Annotated in this window: 15 protein-coding genes and 1 tRNA gene; 6 read left to right on the top strand and 10 right to left on the bottom strand. The window is 67.8% G+C overall.

Going from position 1 to position 21,147, the window contains the following annotated elements:
* The first annotated feature begins 84 nt into the window (after window positions 1-84).
* Window positions 85-1,482, top strand: a complete 1,398-nt coding sequence (locus ACFVV1_RS17720; RefSeq protein ID WP_389990109.1) for a pyridoxal phosphate-dependent decarboxylase family protein — start codon at window positions 85-87, stop codon at window positions 1,480-1,482.
* Entirely contained in the window at window positions 1,479-2,897 is a 1,419-nt protein-coding gene (locus tag ACFVV1_RS17715) for a lysine N(6)-hydroxylase/L-ornithine N(5)-oxygenase family protein (protein WP_389990108.1), read from the top strand. The genes ACFVV1_RS17720 and ACFVV1_RS17715 overlap by 4 nt, the downstream gene beginning before the upstream one ends.
* A gap of 73 nt (window positions 2,898-2,970) precedes the next feature.
* Here ACFVV1_RS17715 and ACFVV1_RS17710 read toward each other — a convergent pair whose 3' ends face one another.
* Window positions 2,971-4,782, bottom strand: coding sequence for a bifunctional metallophosphatase/5'-nucleotidase (locus ACFVV1_RS17710; RefSeq protein WP_389990107.1), 1,812 nt, complete (start codon window positions 4,780-4,782; stop codon window positions 2,971-2,973).
* A 183-nt stretch (window positions 4,783-4,965) separates the two neighbouring features.
* On the opposite strand from ACFVV1_RS17710, the gene ACFVV1_RS17705 reads away from it, so the two are divergent.
* Window positions 4,966-5,667, top strand: a complete 702-nt coding sequence (locus ACFVV1_RS17705) for an SIMPL domain-containing protein (protein WP_389990106.1) — start codon at window positions 4,966-4,968, stop codon at window positions 5,665-5,667.
* Between the two features lie 125 nt (window positions 5,668-5,792).
* Window positions 5,793-7,226 (top strand): pyruvate kinase, encoded by a 1,434-nt coding sequence (pyk, locus tag ACFVV1_RS17700; RefSeq protein ID WP_389990105.1) that lies wholly within the window; start codon window positions 5,793-5,795, stop codon window positions 7,224-7,226.
* A gap of 12 nt (window positions 7,227-7,238) precedes the next feature.
* Here the strand turns inward: pyk and ACFVV1_RS17695 are convergent, their stop codons facing one another.
* Window positions 7,239-8,015 (bottom strand): transcriptional regulator, encoded by a 777-nt coding sequence (locus tag ACFVV1_RS17695; protein ID WP_389990104.1) that lies wholly within the window; start codon window positions 8,013-8,015, stop codon window positions 7,239-7,241.
* Window positions 8,016-8,124: 109 nt separating this feature from the next.
* Window positions 8,125-8,199: transfer RNA gene (locus tag ACFVV1_RS17690), tRNA-Leu, on the bottom strand.
* A gap of 99 nt (window positions 8,200-8,298) precedes the next feature.
* On the opposite strand from ACFVV1_RS17690, the gene ACFVV1_RS17685 reads away from it, so the two are divergent.
* Window positions 8,299-8,949: an ANTAR domain-containing response regulator gene (locus ACFVV1_RS17685; protein WP_389990103.1), complete on the top strand. Its 651-nt coding sequence runs from the start codon at window positions 8,299-8,301 to the stop codon at window positions 8,947-8,949.
* An 82-nt stretch (window positions 8,950-9,031) separates the two neighbouring features.
* On the opposite strand, the gene ACFVV1_RS17680 is transcribed toward ACFVV1_RS17685, so the two are convergent.
* From ACFVV1_RS17680 to ACFVV1_RS17650, 7 genes are all read right to left on the bottom strand, one after another.
* Window positions 9,032-9,748, bottom strand: coding sequence for an ABC transporter ATP-binding protein (locus ACFVV1_RS17680; RefSeq protein WP_389990102.1), 717 nt, complete (start codon window positions 9,746-9,748; stop codon window positions 9,032-9,034).
* Entirely contained in the window at window positions 9,745-10,698 is a 954-nt protein-coding gene (locus ACFVV1_RS17675) for an ABC transporter ATP-binding protein (protein ID WP_389990101.1), read from the bottom strand. The genes ACFVV1_RS17680 and ACFVV1_RS17675 overlap by 4 nt, the downstream gene beginning before the upstream one ends.
* Window positions 10,695-12,488 (bottom strand): branched-chain amino acid ABC transporter permease, encoded by a 1,794-nt coding sequence (locus ACFVV1_RS17670; protein ID WP_389990100.1) that lies wholly within the window; start codon window positions 12,486-12,488, stop codon window positions 10,695-10,697. Before ACFVV1_RS17670 ends, ACFVV1_RS17675 begins: the two co-directional genes overlap by 4 nt.
* Window positions 12,489-12,493: 5 nt before the next feature.
* On the bottom strand, window positions 12,494-13,423 hold the full coding sequence (locus ACFVV1_RS17665; protein WP_389990099.1) for a branched-chain amino acid ABC transporter permease: 930 nt from the start codon (window positions 13,421-13,423) through the stop codon (window positions 12,494-12,496).
* A gap of 116 nt (window positions 13,424-13,539) precedes the next feature.
* Window positions 13,540-14,748: a branched-chain amino acid ABC transporter substrate-binding protein gene (locus ACFVV1_RS17660; RefSeq protein WP_389990181.1), complete on the bottom strand. Its 1,209-nt coding sequence runs from the start codon at window positions 14,746-14,748 to the stop codon at window positions 13,540-13,542.
* A 638-nt stretch (window positions 14,749-15,386) separates the two neighbouring features.
* Window positions 15,387-15,857 carry a PaaI family thioesterase gene (locus tag ACFVV1_RS17655; RefSeq protein ID WP_389990098.1) on the bottom strand — a complete coding sequence of 157 codons (471 nt, stop codon included), beginning with the start codon at window positions 15,855-15,857 and terminating at the stop codon, window positions 15,387-15,389.
* Between the two features lie 102 nt (window positions 15,858-15,959).
* Complete coding sequence (locus tag ACFVV1_RS17650; protein WP_389990097.1) at window positions 15,960-18,251, bottom strand: FdhF/YdeP family oxidoreductase; 2,292 nt, start codon at window positions 18,249-18,251, stop codon at window positions 15,960-15,962.
* A 163-nt stretch (window positions 18,252-18,414) separates the two neighbouring features.
* Here ACFVV1_RS17650 and polA point away from each other — a divergent pair, with 163 nt between their 5' ends.
* Complete coding sequence (gene polA, locus ACFVV1_RS17645; RefSeq protein WP_389990096.1) at window positions 18,415-21,126, top strand: DNA polymerase I; 2,712 nt, start codon at window positions 18,415-18,417, stop codon at window positions 21,124-21,126.
* Window positions 21,127-21,147 lie beyond the last annotated feature (21 nt).

Genomic DNA, 21,147 nt, shown 5'->3' with positions numbered 1-21,147 from the left:
AGATCACCGAGCTCTCCGGCCGCGCCCCCGAAAACCCGGACAAGCTGGCATGTCCACCCGCGCGCACCCGAAGGGCCCACCACCATGCCCACCCCACCCCTCGCCGGCTCCACCACCGGCCCCGCCGCCCTGCGCCCCCTCATCGACACCGTCCTCACCGCACTCCACGACGGCGCCCACCGACGCGACGGCCCCCTCCCCACAGGCGGACCCGACGCCGTCACCACCCGCACACGCACCATCACCCGCCCCGTCATCCCCGACCACGGCACCGGCCCCCACGACGCCCTGCGCACCCTCGTCACCGCCCTCGCCGAAGGCGCCGCAGACCCCGCACACCCACTCTGCGCCGCCCACCTCCACACCCCGCCCCTCGCCCTCGCCACCGCCGCCGACCTCGCCGCCTCCGCCCTCAACCCCTCCATGGACTCCTGGGACCAGGCCCCCGCCGCCTCCGCCCTCGAAGCCGACATCACCGCCGCACTCGCCACCGAGATCTACCCCCACCACCCCTCACCCGACGCACTCGTCACCACCGGCGGCACCGAAGCCAACCAACTCGCCCTGCTCCTCGCCCGCGAACGCAACGGCCCCGTACAGACCATCTGCGCCGCCAACGCCCACCACAGCATCACCCGCGCCGCCTGGCTCCTCGGACTCCCCACACCCGTCGTCATCCCCGCCCCCACCGGCGTCATGGACCTCGAGGCACTCGACGAAGCCCTCACCGAACACCACCGCCCCCTCCTCGTCACCGCCACCGCAGGCACCACCGACACCGGCCGGATCGACCCCCTCGCCGACATCGCCGACCTCTGCACCACCCACGGCGCCGAACTCCACATCGACGCCGCCTACGGCGGACCCCTCCTCTTCAGCCCCACCCACCGAGGCAAGGTCCACGGCCTCGACCGCGCCCACAGCGTCACCCTCGACCTGCACAAACTCGGCTGGCAACCCGCCTCCGCAGGCATCCTCGCCGTCCCCCACCGCACCCACCTCGACGCACTCCACCACCGCGCCTCCTACCTCAACGCCGACGACGACACCGAAGCCGGCCTCCCCGACCTCCTCGGCCGCTCCCTGCGCACCACCCGCCGCCCCGACGCCCTCAAGATCGCCGTCACCCTCAAAGCCCTCGGCCGCACCGGACTCGCCGACCTCATCGACCGCACCATCGCCACCGCCCACCACCTCGCCGACCTCATCGCCAAAACCCCCACCCTCGACCTCTACGACCGCCCCACCATCAGCACCGTCCTCTTCCGCCCCACCCACGCCGACGACCACACCGTCGCCACCATCCGCCGCACCCTCCTCACCCGCGGCCACGCCGTACTCGGCCGCGCCCACACCGACGACCGCCTCTGGCTCAAAGCCACCCTCCTCAACCCCCACACCACCCCCGACGACCTCCGCACACTCCTCGACCTCGTCAACCAACTCACCAACGACCTCGCGGAAGGCAACACCCCCCGATGACCGACCTGCCCACCCCCGAGACCGACCAGCCACACGACCTCGTCGGCATCGGCATCGGCCCCTTCAACCTCTCCCTCGCCGCCCTCGCCCACGGCATCCCGGGCAACCCCCACCCCCTCGCCGCCACCTTCTACGAACAACGCCCCGCCTTCCACTGGCACCCCGGCCTCCTCATCGACGGAGCCAGCCTCCAAGTCCCCTTCCTCGCCGACCTCGTCACCCTCGCCGACCCCGCAAGCCCCTGGACCTTCCTCAACTACCTGCGCAGCCGCGACCGGCTCTTCCCCTTCTACTTCGCCGAACGCTTCCACATCCAACGCGCCGAATACGACGCCTACTGCCGCTGGGTCAGCGACCACCTCCCCGGCCTCCACTTCAGCCACCAGGTCGACGCCGTCCGCTGGAACAACGAACGCAGCCTCTTCGAAGTCGACTTCACCCAACTCGACACCGACGGCGAAGCCGAAGCACTCGGCCGCGCCCACACCCGCCACATCGCCCTCGGAATCGGCACCGAACCCCACATCCCCGACCCCCTCAAACCCCTCGCCGAAGCCGAATCCGTACCCGTCATCCACTCCGCCGACTACCTCCACCACCGCGAAGAACTCCTCGCCGCCGAACACATCACCGTCATCGGCTCAGGACAGTCCGGCGCCGAAATCTTCCTCGACCTCCTGCGCGCCCGCCCCACCGGCCGCGAAAAACTCCACTGGCTCGCCCGCACCCAGGCCTTCGCCCCCATGGAGTACTCCAAACTCGGCCTCGAACACTTCACCCCCGACTACAGCCGCTACTTCCACGCCCTCCCCGAATCCGTACGCGACGAACTCGTCCCCCACCAATGGCAACTCCACAAAGGCATCGACGCCGACACCATCGCCGCCATCCACGACGAGCTCTACCGCCGCACCCTCCACGGCGGCTGGCCCGACACCACTCTCACCCCCGGCGTCTCCGTACGCACCGCAGGACGCGTCGCCAACACCCGCGTCGAACTCCACCTCGAACACACCCAGCAGAAAACCCGCTCCCGACTCACCACCGACGCCGTCGTCCTCGCCACCGGCTACCGCGAACGCTCCCTCGACCGCATCCTCACCGGCCTCGACCCCTACCTGCGCCGCGACACCTCCGAACGCCCCCGCATCGACGACCGGTTCCGCCTCGACCTCGACCCCACCATCACCGGCCACGTCTACGTACAGAACGCCGAACGCCACACCCACGGCGTCGGCGCCCCCGACCTCGGACTCGCCGCCTGGCGCAGCGCCACCATCCTCAACGACCTCACCGGCACCAACGCCTACCCCCTCCCCGCACGCACCGCCTTCACCACCTTCGGCCTCACCCCCCGAACCCCCACCGTCCCCACCCAGAACCCCGACCTCATCCCCCTCGTCCAAGGCAACTGACCCCCGCACACAGACAGCAGGCGGCCGCCCCCTCCACAAGAAAAGGACGGCCGCCGACCCGACGAACAAACGCCTAGAACACCGGCGTACCGTCCCGCGTCAGACGCCAGTCCACCGAAGCGAACTGCGCACCATCCACCGAACCCTTCGCCTGCACCCAGCCGATGATCGTGTTACGGATCTCCTCCGAGTTCGCCCACAACTGCTTCGCACCCGCCACATGCGGGAAATTGCCACCGCCACTCGCCCGGTAGTTGTTCACCGCCAGCACGAACTGCGCCGCCGGATCGATCGGCTTCCCCTCGAACGCCAGACCCACGATCCGCGAACCATTCGGCTTCGCGATGTCGATCTCGTACGTCAGACCCGACACCGCGTCATAGTTGTAGTCCGGCGTGTTCTCCGCGTTCGTCAGCTTCGCCGTGTCCACCGGAGCACCCGCCGCCGTCTGCACGTAGTACCGGGCCGAGAACTCCAGATAATCCTTGATCTGCGCACCGGTCAGCAACCGCGCCTCAAGGGTGTTCTCGAACGGATACAGCCCCGCCGCATCCTTGATCGTCACCTTCCCGGCCGGGATCTGCGCCGTACGCGAGAAACACGACGCCTGCGACAGCACCGGAAGCGCCGCGTACGCCCCACCCGCCAGCGCCGCCTTCACCGTCTCCGCCTGGACGACATTGATCAGATCGATGATCGGCTCGTCCTTCCACGCCGCCTCCGCCGTCGTCATCGCCGCTGTCGACGTGCCGATGACCTGATTGACGTACGCCACGACCTTCTTGTGCTCGTCCACGAGCAACCCCGTGACCTTCGGGTCCTCATCCACGGTGTTGGAGTTCAGCACCTGCGAACCCGCCTTCTCCACCACCCAGCGACCCTTCTCCCACACCAGATCGAAGTCGAACAGCGTCAGCCGCTGCCCCCACTTCAACGGCTCCGAGAGCACCACCTTCTTGCCCGTCTGCTTGTTCTCCACGAAGTACTCGGGGATCTCCAGATGCGCATGCCCGACCAGAATCGCGTCGATACCCGGCACCTGCTCGGCCACCAGACCCGCCGCATTCTCGACATACGGGACCTGATCACCGTACGACGACGTACCACTGCTGCCCGAGTGCGCCGAGACGATCACGACATCCGCACCCATGGAACGCAGCCGCGGCACGAACTTCGCCGCCTGCTCCTCCAGCCCCGGGAACACCATCTTCCCGCTGACGTTCGCCTTGTCCCAGATGGCGATGCCCGGGTTGGTCAACCCCAGGACCGCCACCTTCACATCCCGACCGTGCGGGGTACGCAGCTTCTTGATGACATACGGGGCGAACGCCGGCTGCAACGTCTTCGCATCCAGCGCGTTCGCACCCAGCAGCGGGAAGTCGCACTGCTCCTCGAACTTCCGCAGCACCGGAATGCCGTAATTGAACTCGTGGTTGCCGAGCGCCGCCGCGTCGTATCCGATCGCGTTCATCGCCTGCGCCATCGGGTGCACCGGCCCACGCTTCGCCGTGATCGGATCGATCTTCGCGTAGTAGTACGACAACTGGGTGCCCTGGATCGTGTCACCCGCATCGATCAACAGGGTGTTGTGACGGCCCTTCTCCCGGCGCACCTGGTCCACCAAGGTCGAGATCTTCGCCAGACCGACGTCGTTGTGGGCCTTGTCGTCGAACTCCTTGTCGGTGAAGTAGTCCCAGTTGAAGACGTTCCCGTGCAGATCGGTGGTGCCCATCACGGTGAACGAGTACCGCTTCGACGGATGCCCCTGGCCATTCCTGTCGCCACCACCCTGGGCGGCCGCAGGAACGGCGGAGCCACCCGCGATCGCCACACCGGCACCGGCGGCCGCCGATGTGCCCAGGAACGTCCTACGGTTCAGCGGCATTTCGTCTCCCACATCTCAGTTCTCGTACAGCTCAGTTCTGGTACAGCCCGGTGCTCGTACAGCTCAGTTCTCGCAGCACACAACGCGCGTAGATAATGACCCAGGAGCCACACCCGGCAACACCCCTTGCAGGTTTCGATCTGATGACCACCAGCTGTCCTACCCGGATGCGACAGTGGACCCATGACCGACACCCCACCGCCCTACGGCACCCCCGACCACCCCCGCGTCGCCGTCCGAGGCGAAGCCCGCCTCGAAGTCGACCCCGAGACCGCCCACATCGGCATCACCGTCACCGCCCGCGGCAAAGACCGCCGCGCCGCCCTCGAAGACCTCACCCGACGCAACAACCACGTCCTCGAACTCGCACGGTCCTACGGACAAGCGGTCGAAAAACTCGAAACCGGCGCATTCTCCATCACCCCCGAACTCACCCAACGCGGCCGCGACGAAAAAATCCGCGCCTACCACGGCCGCGTCCACGTCACCGCCGTCCTCAACGACTTCACCGCACTCGGCGAATTCACCACCCGCGTCGCCGACCTCGACATGACCCGCGTCAACGGCCCCTGGTGGGGACTGCGCCCCGACTCACCCGCCCACGCGAACGCCCGCCGCCAAGCCGTGCACGAAGCCGTCCAACGAGCCCGCGAATACGCCGACGCCCTCGGCGCCCACCTCACCGCCCTGGTCGAACTCGCCGACCTCGGCGCAGAGAACGCCATCGCCGCAGCCCCCATGCCCGCCGCACCCGGCGGCATCCGCGGCCGCGCCGCCTACGGAGCAGCGGCCGAACCCGCCCCCGCCCTCGACCTCGAACCGCAACGCCAGACCGTCTACGCCCAGGTGAACGCCCGCTTCACCATGTCACCGCCAAAACTATAAAGAGAATGCTCATCCGAGCACCCCGGCGCACAATTCAACACTTGTCAATAACCCTTCACTCAAAGGTTGTTGAGCAGTCATGTGCGGCCAAATATCTACCCGTAGGTAAGGTCTAGGCTCAAACCATGCGCCGAGCAAAAATCGTTTGTACCCTGGGACCCGCCACCGACACATACGAGCAGATCAAGGCATTGGTCGAAGCGGGAATGGACATCGCCCGCCTCAACCTCAGCCACGGCACCTACGCCGAACACGAAGAGCGGTACCGCCACGTACGCAAGGCCTCCGACGAGAGCGGACACAGCGTCGGCATCCTCGCCGACCTTCAAGGCCCGAAGATCCGCCTCGGACGCTTCCGCGAAGGCCCCGTACTCCTTGAACGCGGCGACGACTTCACCATCACCGTCGAACCCATGGAAGGCGACCGCCACACCTGCGGCACCACCTACGACGGCCTCGCCACCGACGTCACCACAGGCGAACGCATCCTCGTCGACGACGGCCGCGTCACCCTCGAAGTCACCGAAGTGGACGGCCCCCGCGTCCACACCACCGTCATCGAGGGCGGCATGGTCTCCGACCACAAGGGCCTCAACCTCCCCGGCGTCGCCGTCTCCGTCCCCGCACTCTCCGAGAAGGACATCGAAGACCTCCGCTGGGCCCTGCGCACCGGCGCCGACATCATCGCCCTCTCCTTCGTACGCAGCGGACGCGACATCGAGGACGTCCACCGCATCATGGACGAGGAGGGCCGCCGCCTCCCCGTCATCGCCAAGGTGGAGAAACCCCAGGCCGTCGACAACATCGACGGCATCGTCGCCGCCTTCGACGGCATCATGGTCGCCCGCGGCGACCTCGGCGTCGAAATGCCCCTGGAACAGGTGCCGATCGTCCAGAAGCGCGCGATCAAACTCGCCAGGCGCAACGCCAAGCCGGTCATCGTCGCGACCCAGATGCTCGACTCGATGATCGACAACTCCCGCCCCACCCGTGCCGAGGCCTCCGACGTCGCCAACGCGGTCATCGACGGCACGGACGCGGTGATGCTCTCCGGCGAGACCAGCGTCGGCAAGTACCCCATCGAGACGGTCCGCACGATGTCCCGCATCGTGGAGGCCGCCGAGGAGGACATCCTCGCCAAGGGCCTCCCGCCCCTGACCGACCGCAACAAGCCCCGCACCCAGGGCGGCGCGGTGGCCCGCGCGGCGGCCGAGATGGGCGACTTCCTGGGCGCCAAGTTCCTGGTCGCCTTCACCCAGAGCGGCGACACGGTCAGGCGCCTCTCCCGCTACCGCTCGCCCATCCCGCTCCTGGCCTTCACCCCGGCCCCGGCCACCCGCTCCCAGCTGAACCTGACCTGGGGCGTCGAGACCTTCCTCGGCCCGCACGTGGAATCGACGGACGCGATGGTGGCCCAGGTCGACGAGGAGCTGCTGAAGATCGGTCGCTGCCAGAAGGGCGACGTCGTGATCATCACGGCCGGCTCCCCGCCGGGGGTCCCGGGCTCGACGAACCTGGTCCGGGTCCACCACATCGGCGAGGACGACAGCCCGAAGTAGGCCGGTCGGTCGTCAGTACTTCGGCCCGACGTGGGCGTCCATGAGAGCGACGGACGCCCGTCGGGCGACGGAGATGTTGTAACCCTTGCCTGCACGGGTGCAGTGGGCCCACTCGACTCCGGCAGCGGTGAGCGTGTCGCTGAAGAGCTTGCGGATGTCGTCCGACTTGTTGGTGAAGAAGTACCGGGGGTACTCGTAGCGCTTCCGTTCGCCACCGATGAGCTTCGTGGTCCAGTTGATGATGCGGCACCCGTCGGAGTGGATGAGACCGCGGATGAACTCCCATGGGCGGGCATCCACGATCCTCTGCTGCCAGGGTTCGAGAGCGATCTGGCGGTCGTGTTTCTTGCCGGGACCGTGCTGGGGGAAGAGACAGGGCCAGTGCTTGCTGTGGCACGTCACGTTCTGACAGCCCTGACGCTGAACCCGCGACACCTTGTTTCCGGGACGCACGATCTGCATGGCTTCGGCGCAGGCGTCGATGAGGCCGGGCCAGGCATCGGCGCAGGCGATACGGAGGAAGTACACGCCCCTTCTGCCCGAGCTGATGCAGCCGTCGCCGAGATAGAGGCCCAGTAAGTAGGCGTAAGCGGCGGGGTCTTCAGGATCGTTCGGTATGTCGCCGCACCTTGGGCAGTCCGCAGCGCTGTTCCAACCGAGGGGTTCTATTCGTGTCGTCCACGAACGGATGGCGGCGCGTGAAATGCCAGTCTGCTTGCTTACGGAGTTCTGGCTGAAGCCTTGGGCGATGAGTGCGAGGGCGCGCTTCCGCGTATCAAGGTCGTACACACGGCTGAGCCTGTCCTGGTCTCGACGACTCACAGGCGGAATAGGCCAGCATTCACACGTTCATGTGAAGTTCTACAATTCCTTGGTGGCCTTGGAATCGAAGGAAAAGTGCCCCGAGTCGGACTCGAACCGACACTGGATGGGTTTTGAATCCATTGTCTCTGACCAATTGGACTACCGGGGCTCGCTGAATCGAAGGTTTCCGTCGACCCGCTGAGCGTCTACCTTACCGCAGCTAGGTAGGCTCTTGGCAGCAGTACCCCTGTCTTGAACGAGGAGCCCCGTGACCACGCCCGAGTCGCCCCAGCCCGCAGCCGACGACGACAAGTCGCACGTTCCGCCGCTGACGACCCGCGTCGTCATCGCGGAGGACGAGGCGCTCATCCGTCTCGATCTCAAAGAGATGCTGGAGGAAGAGGGCTACGCGGTCGTCGGCGAGGCCGGGGACGGTCAGCGGGCCGTCGAGCTCGCCCGGGAGCACCGGCCGGACCTGGTCATCCTCGATGTGAAGATGCCGGTCCTGGACGGGATTTCCGCCGCGGAGAAGATCGCCGAGGAGTCCATCGCGCCCGTCCTGATGCTCACCGCGTTCTCGCAGCGCGATCTCGTGGAGCGGGCGCGGGACGCCGGGGCGATGGCGTATCTGGTGAAGCCGTTCAGCAAGAGCGACGTGGTGCCGGCCATCGAGATGGCGGTGTCGCGGTTCGCGGAGCTGAAGGCGCTGGAGGGTGAGGTCGCCGACCTCGCGCAGCGGCTGGAGACGCGGAAGCTGGTGGACCGGGCGAAGAGCATTCTGCAGACGGATTACGGTCTGTCGGAGCCGGCCGCGTTCCGGTGGATCCAGAAGACGTCGATGGACCGCCGGCTGTCGATGCAGCAGCTTGCCGAGGCGTTGATCGAGGACGCCGAGGAGAAGAAGAAGGCGGCCGAGTAGCCCGTACGCGCGTACGCGCATGTGAAGGAGGCCCGTACCCGGTCAGCCGGGTGCGGGCCTCCTTCATGTGTGCGGGAGGGGGTCAGTCCTCGCCGAGGTAGGCCTTGCGGACGGACTCGTCGTGGAGGAGGTCCGCGCCGGTGCCGGAGAGGACGATCTTGCCGACCTCCATGACGTGGCCGTGGTCCGCGAGGGAGAGTGCGGCCTGGGCGTTCTGCTCGACGAGCAGGATGGTGGTGCCCTGGGCCTTGAGTTCGACGATGGTCTCCATGATCTTCTGCATCATGATCGGGGAGAGGCCCATGGAGGGTTCGTCGAGCATCAAGAGCTTGGGCCGGCACATGAGGGCCCTGCCCATGGCGAGCATCTGCTGTTCGCCGCCCGAGAGGGTTCCGGCGGCCTGCTTGCGGCGTTCCCCGAGGATGGGGAAGAGGTCGTAGGCGCGTTGGATGTCCTTCTCGATGCCTGCCTTGTCGCTGCGGAGGTAGGCGCCGAGCTGGAGGTTCTCGGTGATCGTCAGCCGGGGGAAGATGTGGCGTCCCTCGGGGGAGTGGGCGAGGCCCAGGGCGACGATCTTGTGGGCCGGGATGTTGGCGAGTGGCTGGCCGTCGAAGGTGATGCGGCCGCCGGCCGGCTTGAGCAGTCCGGAGAGGGTGCGCAGGGTGGTGGTCTTGCCCGCACCGTTGGTGCCGATGAGGGTGACGACCTGGCCGGCTTCGACGGTGAAGGAGATGCCCTTGACGGCTTCGATCTTGCCGTAGGCGACGCGGAGGTCCTCGACCTCCAGTAGTGCGGTCATCGGGCGTCCTCCTCCTCGGTGCCGGTGGTGCCGGTGGTGCCGGTGGTGCTGTCGGTTTCGGTGGTGCTGTTGGTGTCGGTGGCGGCGACGGCGTCGGCCGACTTGGTGGCGACGGCTTCGGCGGCTTCGACCTCGGCGACTTCTTCGGCGCCGGGGGCGCCTTCGAAGGGGGTGCCGAGGTAGGCGGCGACGACGCGTTCGTCGCTCTGGACGACGTCGGAGGTGCCTTCGACGAGTTTCTCGCCCTGGACGAGGACGGCGACGCGGTCGCAGAGGTTGAAGATGAACCGCATGTCGTGCTCGATGACGAGGACGGCGATGCCCTGGTCGCGGATGGCGAAGATGAGCTCTTCGGTGACGCGGGTTTCCTGCGGGTTCATGCCGGCGGTGGGCTCGTCGAGGAGCAGGAGTCCGGGGTCGCTGGCCAGTGCGCGGGCGATTTCCAGCTTGCGCTGGTCTCCGTAGGGGAGGTTGCGCGCGAGGTGGTCGGCCTTGTCCTGGAGGCCGATGAACTCCAGGAGCTGCATGGCTCGTTCGCGGCTGGCGTGTTCGGCCTTGGTGAAGCCGGGGAGCCGCAGGAGGGCGGACCAGAGGCCTTCCTTGGTCCTGGTGTGGCGTCCGACGAGGACGTTTTCCAGGACGGTCATGTTGGCGAAGAGCCGGATGTTCTGGAAGGTGCGGGCGATGCCTGCCTGGGTGACGAGGTGGGGCTTGGGCGGCAGGACGGTGCCCTTGTAGCTGACCTTGCCCTCGGTGGGGACGTACAGGCCGGTGAGGCAGTTGAAGAAGGTGGTCTTGCCGGCGCCGTTGGGGCCGATGAGGCCGACGATCTCGCCCGCGTTGACGGTGAGGTCGACGTTGCGTACGGCGGTGAGGCCGCCGAAGCGCATGGTGACGCCGTTGGCGTCGAGGACGGTGGTGGCGGTTTTCGTGGTGGTCATGGTGGTCACGCCCCCGCCTTGGCGATGCCGGCGCCGGTTTCTTCGGACTGCCGTGGCTCCGGTACGTCGAGCTGGTCGGTCTCGTGGAATTCGAGCTGCTTCCTGCGGTCGGCGACGAGGCCCTCGGGGCGCAGGCGCATCAGGAGGATGAGTGCGACGCCGAAGAGGAAGAGCTGGTAGTCCGACATGAACTGGAGCTTGGCCGGGATGAGGTAGAGCAGTGCGGCGCCGACGAGGGGTCCGCTGAGGGTTCCCATGCCGCCGAGGATGACGGCGGCGAGGAGGAATGCGGAGTTGGGTGGTACGGAGCCGGCGAACTGGTACTGCTCGGGTGTCACGGTGTAGTTGACGTGTGACTGGACGGTTCCGGCGAGGCCGGCGAGGGTGGCGCCGAGGGCGAAGGCCAGCAGTTTGAGCCGGAAGGCGTTGATGCCCATGGCGGTGGCTGCGGTTTCGTCTTCGCGGATGGCGACCCAGGCGCGGCCGATGCGGGATTCTCCGGAGCGGCGGAAGACGAGGACGACGACGGCGGTGAAGACGAGCATCAGCAGGTAGTAGTTGGCCGACCTGCCGAGGTTGAAGCCGAGGATGTCGTGCTTGAGTCCGAAGTCGAATCCGAAGAAGTTGAGGTCGGGGATGCTGGGGATGCCCTGGGAGCCGTTGGTGAGGTCGGGTCCGCTGTTGCCGTTGAGGTTGTTCACGGTGAGGCGGAAGATTTCGCCGAAGCCGAGGGTGACGATGGCGAGGTAGTCGCCGCGTAGTCGCAGGGTGGGGGCGCCGATGAGGACGCCGAAGACGAGCGAGGCTCCGGCGCCGGTGAGTACGGCTGCCCAGAAGGGGAATTCGACGCCGATGGCCGACATGGTGGAGCCGGAGACCAGGGCGGCGGCGTAGGCGCCTACGCCGAGGAAGGCGACGTATCCGAGGTCGAGGAGGCCGGCGAGGCCGACGACGACGTTGAGGCCGAGTGCCACGGTCGCGAAGATGAGGATGTTGGCGCCGATGAGCGCGTACTCCTCCTTCTGCTGCGTGAACGGGAAGCAGACGGCTGCGACGAGGGCGGCGGCGAGGGTGACGTTGCGGTGCTTGGTGGTGAGTGCGGTGACGCGGGAGACGAGTCCGGCGCGGTGGAGTGCGGTGAAGGCGAAGCCGACGGTGATGAGGAAGCCGATGAAGAGTTCGGCGTAGTCGGTGTCGATTCCGTAGCTGAAGATGTAGAGGCCGATGCCGAAGGCTACGGCGATGATGAGGATTTCGGCCCAGGAGGGGAGGGGTTCGGCGCGGCGGGCCGGTGGGGCGCCGAGGCTGTTGCGGAAGCGCTGCCAGGCGGTGGTCGCGGTGCCGGTGAGTGGCTGGTCGCCGGGGAGGCCGAGTGCGGCGACGGCGGCGATGAGTGCGCCGATGCCGCTGACCCAGGCGCCGGGTTCGAGGTTGACGACGCCGCCGAGGTCGTAGGCGATGGCGCCGATGCTGTAGCCGGTGGTGCCGAGGGTGCCGAGTGCCAGGAGGCGGACGGGGCTGTTGGTGCCGCCGGGGGTGAGCCAGCGGAGGCCTCGGATGTCGTATCCGGACAGCGCGAGGAGCAGGGTGAGTGCGGCGCTGATGAGGGTGAGGACCTGGAGGCCGCCGGGGTAGCCGGTGACGGTGAGGTCGCCGGGGAAGTCGCTGGTCCAGGTCCAGGCGAGGAAGGTGCCGGCGAGTGCGACTGCGGCGCCTGCGAGGGTGGCGATGCGGGCCGCGGCTGCGGGGATCGCGAGGAAGGGGGCGGCCCCGGGTGTGGTGGTGTGGTTGGTGGTCATCCGTATCACGCCCGATCCGCGACGCGTTCGCCGAGCAGGCCCTGGGGGCGGAGCAGCAGGACGATGATGAGGAGGACGAAGGCCCATACGTCCTTCCAGGCGCCGCCGCCGAAGAGTTCCATGCCGGGGACGTTGCTCATGTAGCCGGTGGCGAGGGATTCGGCGATGCCGAGTACGACGCCGCCGAGCATGGCGCCGTAGATGTTGCCGATGCCGCCGAGTACGGCTGCGGTGAAGGCTTTGAGGCCCATGATGAAGCCCATTTTGAAGCCGATCTGGCCGTTCTTGAGCCCGTAGGCGACGGCGGCGACGGCGGCGAACGCGGCACCGATGGCGAAGGCCATGACGATGATGCGGTCGGTGTTGATGCCCATGAGCTTTGCGGTGTCGGGGTCCTGGCTGGTGGCCTGCATGCCGCGGCCGGTGCGGGTCTTGGAGACGAAGAGTCCGAGGGCGAGCATGCAGATGGGTGCCGTGATGAGGACGAAGAGGTCACCGCGTTGGATGTGGGCGCCGAAGATGTCGATCGCTTCGCCCTTGAACTGGGGGAAGGAGCGGTCCTTCTTGGCGTCGGGGTACCACTTCCAGATGGCCTGCTGGAGTGCGAGGGAGAGTCCGATCGCGGTGATGAGCGGGGCGAGTCGGGGGGCGCCCCGCAGGGGCCGGTAGGCGAAGCGTTCGGCGGCTGTGCTGACGGCGACGGAGCATATGACGCCGCCGATGATCATGACTGGGATGATTGCGAGGAGGGAGACACCGGCCGGCATCCAGAGGTACACGGTGAGAGCTCCGAAGCCTCCGATCATGAAGATCTCGCCGTGGGCGAAGTTGATGAGCTGGATGATTCCGTAGACCATCGTGTAGCCGATCGCGATGAGACCGTACATCGCGCCGAGGATGAGTCCATTGGCCAGCTGTTGCGGCAGTTCGTTCACCGCAGGGCCTCCGTGGAGTGGTTCGGATATGGCACCGCGCGGGAGCGCTGGTAGCGCTCCCGCGCGGTCTGGGTGTCAGTTCGGTGCGGGCCCGGGAGGGCCTGCGGCTGCGGGGGTCAGGGCTTGTAGGCCTCGCTGAGCTTGGAGGTCCACTTGCCGCCGTCGACCTGGTAGGCGGTCATCATGGTGTTGGTGGTGTCGCCGTATTCGTCGAAGGAGACGGGGCCGGTGACGCCGTCGAACTTGACCTTGCTCATGGCTTCGAGGACCTTGACGCGGGCGTTGTCGGGGAGCTTGCCGTTGTTTTCGGCGACGGCGAGCTTGACGGCCTCGATGATCGACCAGGTGGCGTCGTAGGTGCCGCCGCCGTAGGCCTCGTAGGCGTCCTTGTATCCGGCGGTCTTGTAGTCCGCGATGAACTTCTTGGCGGAGTCGAGTTCCTCGACGGGCTTGCCGACGGAGGTGGCGATGTCGCCCTGGGCCTTCTTGTTGAGCTTGATGAAGTCGGCGCTGTACATGCCGTCGCCGCCCATGAGGGGGATCTTGACGCTGTCCTTGAGCTGCTGGCTCAGGGGTGCGCCGGCGGGGTACTCGCCGCCGTAGTAGACGGCCTTGGCGCCGGACTTCTTGACCTTGGTGACGACGGCGTTGAAGTCGCGGTCGTCGGGGTTGACGTGGTCGGTGCCGACGATCTTGCCGCCGAGGGTGGTGAAGGTCGCCTTGAAGGAGGCGGCGAGACCGGCGCCGTACGGCTTCTGGTCGTCGATGAGGTAGACCTGCTTGATCTTCGCGTTGTTGAAGAGGTACTTCGCTGCGAAGGCGCCCTGGATCTGGTCCGTGGTGGCGGTGCGGAAGTAGGTCTTGTAGGGGCGCTTCTTGTCGCCGGTCTTCCAGTTCTCGCCCTGGGTGAGTTCGGTGCCCGTGTTGGCGGGGGAGACCTGGGTGAGGGAGGCGTCGTTGAGCGGCTTCTGCATCGACTGGGAGACGCCGGAGTTCAGCGGGCCGACGACGCCGACGACGGTGTCGTCGTCGATGAACTTCTGGGCGTTCTGCTGGCCGACGGAGGGCTGTGCCTGGTCGTCGAGCGGCTTGACCTCGAACTTGATGCCGGGGACGGTCTTTTCCTTGTTCGCCGTCTTGGCGGCGAGGTCCGCGGAGTTCTTGATGCCGAGGCCGAGGGCGGACAGGTCGCCCGTGATGGGCGCGTCGACGCCGATGACGACGGTCTGGGTGTCGCCGCTGCTGCTCTTCTTGCTGTCGTCGCGCGACCCGCAGGCGGTGAGTGTCAGTGCTCCTGTGGTGAGCACTGTGGTGAGGATGAGCAAAGAACGGTGTCGCACGAAAGGTCCTTTCCCTGGCGCGGCCTCCTCTGCTTGAGGTGCCGTGTCGTTCGCCGGGCCGTACTGGTTGGTACAGGGCCGTGCTGCAGACGCGCCCGGCGGCGCGGTGACTGGCGGTGACTCTAGGCGCAGGTGTGGGGGTCCGGGATGGGTCCGCCGCAGGATGTGACTGTCTTGTTATGCCTTTGAGCAAGGCTTGAGGTGGCTGTGTTGACATGTACGGTTTTTTGCCGGTCGGATGAAGTGACCGCATGGTGAGAACGCGCAGCTCTGCTAAGGGGCTTGGGTGGATCTTGCTGCTGTCGCGCGGTGGGGGCGGGGAGGGGTTCGTGCGGGCGCGACGAGGTGCCCGGCGGCGGTGGGGCCGGGTTCGGGGTGCTGCGTGGAGCCGTTTGCGCATGGTGCGCTTGTTACGCAGTGTTACATCTGGGTCGATGTGGTCGACGCGGTGTGGTGTGCGGGGAGTGCTGAGTGGGCCATATAACGGAGTGCGCGGTCAAGGGTGTTGGCGGATCCGGTTGCTCAACTGTGTTGTATGTGTGGGTGGTTGTGGGCGGAAATGGCGCTGCCCGGCCGGATTCTGGTCCGGCCGGGCAGTGGTGTGGTGCGTGTGTTTCGGTCGGTCAGGCGGCGTCGGGCCGGGGCGCGTCGCGGAGCATGCAGGTGAGTCGGGCGGTGCAGACCCGCTTGTCGTGCTCGTCGGTGATGGCGATCTCGTAGGTGGCGGTGGAGCGGCCGCGGTGTACGGGGGTGGCGACACCGGTGACGAGGCCGCTGCGTACCCCTCTGTGATGGGTGCAGTTCAGGTCGACGCCGACGGCGAGCTTGGCGGTGCCGCCGTGGAGCATGGAGCCGATCGAGCCGAGGGTCTCGGCGAGGACGGCGGAGGCGCCGCCGTGGAGCAGTCCGTACGGCTGGGTGTTTCCCTCGACGGGCATGGTGCCGACGACGCGGTCCGCGGAGGCTTCGACGACCGTGACGCCCATGCGCTCGCCGAGGTGGCCGGCGGAGAAGAGGGCGGGCAGGTCGACGCCGAGTGCGGCGTACTCGTCGATGATCTCCTGGGGGAACTTGGGTGTGGTGTGCTCGCCCATGGGGTCCGGCTCCGATCGTCTGCGGTGGTTCACAGGCTTATTGCTGTATGCATTGTTCTTATCAGAAGACTGAGCGAACGCTTAGTGGGTTGTGGGTACGGATCATTCCTGGCCGGCCCGCCCCTGGATGTTCTCGAAGCGCACGACGACGGACTTGCTGGCGGGGGTGTTGCTGGTGTCGGCCGTGGAGCCGAGGGGGACCAGCACGTTGGTCTCCGGGTAGTAGGCGGCGGCGCAGCCCCGGGCCGTCGGGTAGTGCACGACGCGGAAGCCGGGGGCGCGGCGCTCCACGCCGTCCTTCCACTCGCCGACCAGGTCGGTGTACGCGCCGTCGGCCAGGCCGAGTGCGCGGGCGTCTTCGGGGTTGACCAGGACGATGCGGCGGCCGCCCTTGATGCCGCGGTAGCGGTCGTCGAGGCCGTAGATCGTGGTGTTGTACTGGTCGTGCGAGCGCAGGGTCTGCAACAGCAGCCTGCCTTCGGGGAGTTCGGGGTACTCGACGGGTGCGGCGGTGAAGTTGGCCTTGCCGGTCGTGGTGGGGAAGCGGCGTTCGTCGCGGGGGCCGTGGGGGAGGGTGAAGCCGCCGGGCCGGGCGACGCGGGCGTTGAAGTTCTCGAAGCCGGGGACGACGCGGGAGATGCGGTCGCGGATCGTCGCGTAGTCCTTCTCGAACTCCTCCCAGGGGGTGGTCGATCCGGGGCCGAGGACGGCGCGGGCGAGGCGGGCGACGATGGCGGGCTCGGAGAGCAGATGGGGGCCGGCCGGGGTGAGGTTGCCGCGCGAGGCGTGGACCATGCTCATGGAGTCCTCGACGGTGACGAACTGCTTGCCGCTCGCCTGGACGTCCTTGTCGGTACGGCCCAGTGTCGGCAGGATCAGCGCGCGGGTGCCGGTCACGGCGTGCGAGCGGTTGAGCTTGGTGGAGACGTGGACGGTGAGGCGGGCGCGGCGCATCGCGGCCTCGGTGACTTCCGTGTCGGGGGTGGCCGCGACGAAGTTTCCGCCCATGGCGAAGAAGACCTTGGCGTCGCCGTCGCGCAGGGCCTCGATGGAGCGGACGACGTCGTAGCCGTGGTGGCGCGGAGAGGTGATCCCGAATTCCTTGTCGAGGGCGTCGAGGAATGCCGGATGGGGCCGCTCGAAGATGCCCATGGTGCGGTCGCCCTGGACGTTGGAGTGGCCGCGGACGGGACAGACTCCCGCGCCGGGGCGGCCGATGTTGCCGCGCAGCAGGAGGAAGTTGACCACTTCGCGGATGGTCGGCACGGAGTGCTTGTGCTGGGTGAGGCCCATGGCCCAGCACACGATGGTGCGCTTCGAGGCGAGGACCATCGCGAGGGCCTCTTCGATGGCGCCGCGGTCGAGGCCGGTGGCGGCGAGGGTCTGCTCCCAGTCGGCTTCGCGGGCCGCGGTCACGAACTCCTCGTAGCCGTGGGTGTGTTCCCGTACGAAGGTTTCGTCGACGGCGCCCTCGGTCTGGAGGATCATCTTGTTGAGGAGCCGGAAGAGGGCCTGGTCGCCGCCGATACGGATCTGCAGGAAGAGATCGTTGAGCGCGGCGCCCTTGACCATGCCGAGCGGGGTCTGCGGGTTCTTGAACCGTTCCAGGCCGGCCTCGGGCAGCGGATTCACCGAAATGATCTTCGCGCCCGCCGATTTGGCCTTCTCCAGGGCGGAGAGCATCCGGGGATGGTTCGTGCCGGGATTCTGTCCGGCGACGATGATCAGGTCGGCCTGGTGGAGGTCTTCCAGGGAGACGCTGCCCTTGCCGATGCCGATGGTCTCCACGAGTGCCGAGCCGGAGGACTCGTGGCACATGTTGGAACAGTCGGGGAGGTTGTTGGTGCCGAATTCGCGGGCGAACAGCTGGAGCAGGAACGCCGCCTCGTTGCTGGTGCGCCCCGAGGTGTAGAAGAGGGCCTCGTCGGGGGAGTCGAGTGCGCCCAGTTCCTCGGCGATGATGCCGAAGGCGCTCTCCCAGGTCACCGCCTCGTACCGCTCGGCGCCCTCGGGGAGGTACATGGGCTGGGTGATCCGCCCCTGCTGGCCCAGCCAGTACCCGCTGCGCGAGGCGAGATCGGCGACCGGGTGCGCGGCGAAGAAGTCGGGGGTGACGCGGCGCAGCGTCGCCTCCTCGGCGACGGCCTTGGCGCCGTTCTCGCAGAATTCCGCGGTGTGCCGCTTGTCGCCCTCGGGCCAGGCGCAGCCGGGGCAGTCGAAGCCGTCTTTCTGGTTGACCTTGAGGAGGGTCTGCGCGGTGCGCCGCAGGCCCATCTGCTGCTGGGCGATGAGCAGGCTGTGGGCCACGGCCGGCAGTCCGGCGGCGGCGTGCTGGGCGGGTTCGACCCGCGGTGCGTCCTGGACCGGGTCACCCGCGGGCGGCTTCGTGGCCATGGTGCGCTCCTCTTTGAGGCGATGCCGATGCACATGTGCGCGATGCGCGTACGCATCGATGCGTTACGTGTTCCTCGCGCGATCCTGCCACGCGGCCCCGGCGGAGCGTCCGGGGAGTCATGTGCGGTCGGGATTGTCAGTGGTCCGTGGCAGGATCGGGGGCGTGGCTGAGACGGCATCGAAGAAGACGGCAGACAACCGACCGCGCCTGCTCCTGATGGACGGGCACTCCCTGGCGTACCGGGCGTTCTTTGCGCTGCCTGCGGAGAATTTCACGACAGGGTCGGGGCAGCCGACGAACGCGGTGTACGGCTTCGCCTCGATGCTGGCGAACACGCTGCGTGACGAGGCGCCGACGCATTTCGCGGTGGCGTTCGACGTCTCGCGCAAGACCTGGCGCTCGGAGGAGTTCCCGGAGTACAAGGCGAACCGCTCGAAGACCCCGGACGAGTTCAAGGGCCAGGTGGAGCTGATCGGCGAGCTGCTCGACGCGATGCACGCCGACCGTTTCGCGATCGACGGTTTCGAGGCGGACGACGTCATCGCCACGCTGGCCACGCAGGCCGAGGCGGCAGGTTTTGAGGTGCTGATCGTCACCGGTGACCGGGATTCGTTCCAGCTGATCACGGACAACGTCACCGTGCTGTACCCGACGAAGGGCGTCTCGGAGCTGACGCGGTTCACCCCGGCGAAGGTCGAGGAGAAGTACGGGCTCACGCCGCGGCAGTACCCGGACTTCGCGGCGCTGCGCGGTGACCCGTCGGACAACCTTCCGGGCATCCCCGGCGTCGGTGAGAAGACCGCCGCGAAGTGGATCAACCAGTTCGGTTCGTTCGACGAACTGGTGGAGCGCGCCGAGGAGGTCAAGGGCAAGGCCGGTCAGAATTTCCGGGACCATCTGGACGCGGTGCGGCTGAACCGCAGGCTGACCGAGATGGTCCGCGACGTGGAGCTGCCGAAGACCCCGCAGGACCTGGAGCGCGCGCCGTACGACCGCACCGCGGTGACCGGCGTGCTCGACGTCCTGGAGATCCGTAACCCGAGCCTGCGCGAGCGGCTGCTGGCCGTCGACCCGGGCGCGGCCGAGGAGGAGACCCCGGCGCCCGCCGCGGGCATCGAGCTGGACGGCGTGGTGCTGGGCGCGGGCGAGCTGGCGCCCTGGCTCGCCGAGCACGGCGGGCAGCCGCTCGGCGTCGCCACCGTCGACACGTGGGCGCTGGGCACCGGCACGGTCACCGAGATCGCGCTCGCCGCGGCCGGCGGCGCGGCGGCCTGGTTCGATCCCGCGGAGCTCGGCGAGGGCGACGAGCAGGCGTTCGCCGCCTGGATCGCCGATGCGGAGCGGCCCAAGGTCATGCACAACGCGAAGAGCGCCATGCGGGTCTTCCCGGAGCACGGCTGGCAGGTCGACGGTGTCACGATGGACACCGCGCTGGCCGCCTATCTGGTCAAGCCCGGCCGCCGTTCCTTCGCGCTGGACGCACTGGCGGTGGAGTACCTGGGCCGGGAGCTGGCCCCCGCGGCGGCGTCCGACGGGCAGCTGGCCTTCGGCGCGGACGACCAGGCCGAGGCCGACGCCCTGATGACGCAGGCCCGCGCGGTCCTGGACCTGGGGGACGCGTTCACCACCCGGCTCGCCGAGGTCGGCGCGGCCGAGCTGCTGCATGACATGGAGCTGCCGACGTCCGTTCTGCTGGCCCGTCTGGAGCGGCACGGCATCGCCGCGGACCGGGCCCATCTGGAAGCCATGGAGCAGCAGTTCGCCGGTGCGGTGCAGCAGGCGGTGAAGGAGGCGCACGCCGCGGTCGGCCGCGAGTTCAACCTCGGTTCGCCCAAGCAGCTCCAGGAAGTCCTCTTCGGCGAGCTGGGCCTGCCCAGGACGAAGAAGACGAAGACCGGCTATACGACGGACGCCGACGCCCTGGCCTGGCTCGCCGCCCAGACCGAGCACGAGCTGCCGGTCATCATGCTGCGCCACCGCGAACAGGCGAAGCTGCGGGTCACCGTCGAAGGGCTGATCAAGACGATCGCGGCCGACGGCCGTATCCACACCACGTTCAACCAGACGGTGGCGGCGACCGGCCGGCTCTCCTCCACCGACCCCAACCTGCAGAACATCCCGGTCCGTACGGACGAGGGCCGGGCCATCCGCCGGGGCTTCGTCGTCGGCGAAGGCTTCGAGACGCTGATGACGGCCGACTACAGCCAGATCGAACTACGGGTGATGGCCCACCTCTCCGAGGACGCCGGCCTCATCGAGGCGTTCACCTCCGGCGAGGACCTGCACACGACGGTCGCCTCGCAGGTTTTCGGCGTCGACAAGTCGGCCGTCGACCCGGAGATGCGCCGCAAGATCAAGGCCATGAGCTACGGACTCGCGTACGGGCTCTCCGCGTTCGGCCTCTCCCAGCAGCTGAGCATCGAGGCGGGCGAGGCGCGCGGCCTGATGGACACCTACTTCGAGCGGTTCGGCGGAGTGCGTGACTATCTGCACCGCGTGGTGGAGGAGGCCAGGGCCACCGGCTACACGGAGACGGTCTTCGGTCGCCGCCGCTACCTCCCCGACCTCAACAGCGACAACCGCCAGCGCCGCGAGATGGCCGAGCGGATGGCGCTCAACGCGCCGATCCAGGGCACAGCGGCAGACATCGTCAAGGTCGCCATGCTCCATGTCGACCGGGCGCTGACCGAGGCGAAGCTGAAGTCCCGGATGCTGCTCCAGGTCCACGACGAAATCGTGCTGGAGATTGCCGCGGGCGAGCGCGCGCAGGTGGAGGAGATCCTCCGCCACGAGATGTCCACGGCCGTGCAGTTGCGTGCCCCGCTCGATGTCTCGGTCGGTGTCGGCGCGGACTGGGAGTCCGCGGCGCACTGACGCGGCGGCGCCGCACGGGCC

This window comes from Streptomyces sp. NPDC058092 (genome assembly GCF_042884935.1).
In the GTDB taxonomy this organism is placed as follows: Bacteria; Actinomycetota; Actinomycetes; order Streptomycetales; family Streptomycetaceae; genus Streptomyces.
The sequence above is the reverse complement of the archived record's forward strand: the minus strand, read 5'-3'. Positions and strand labels throughout refer to the sequence as shown.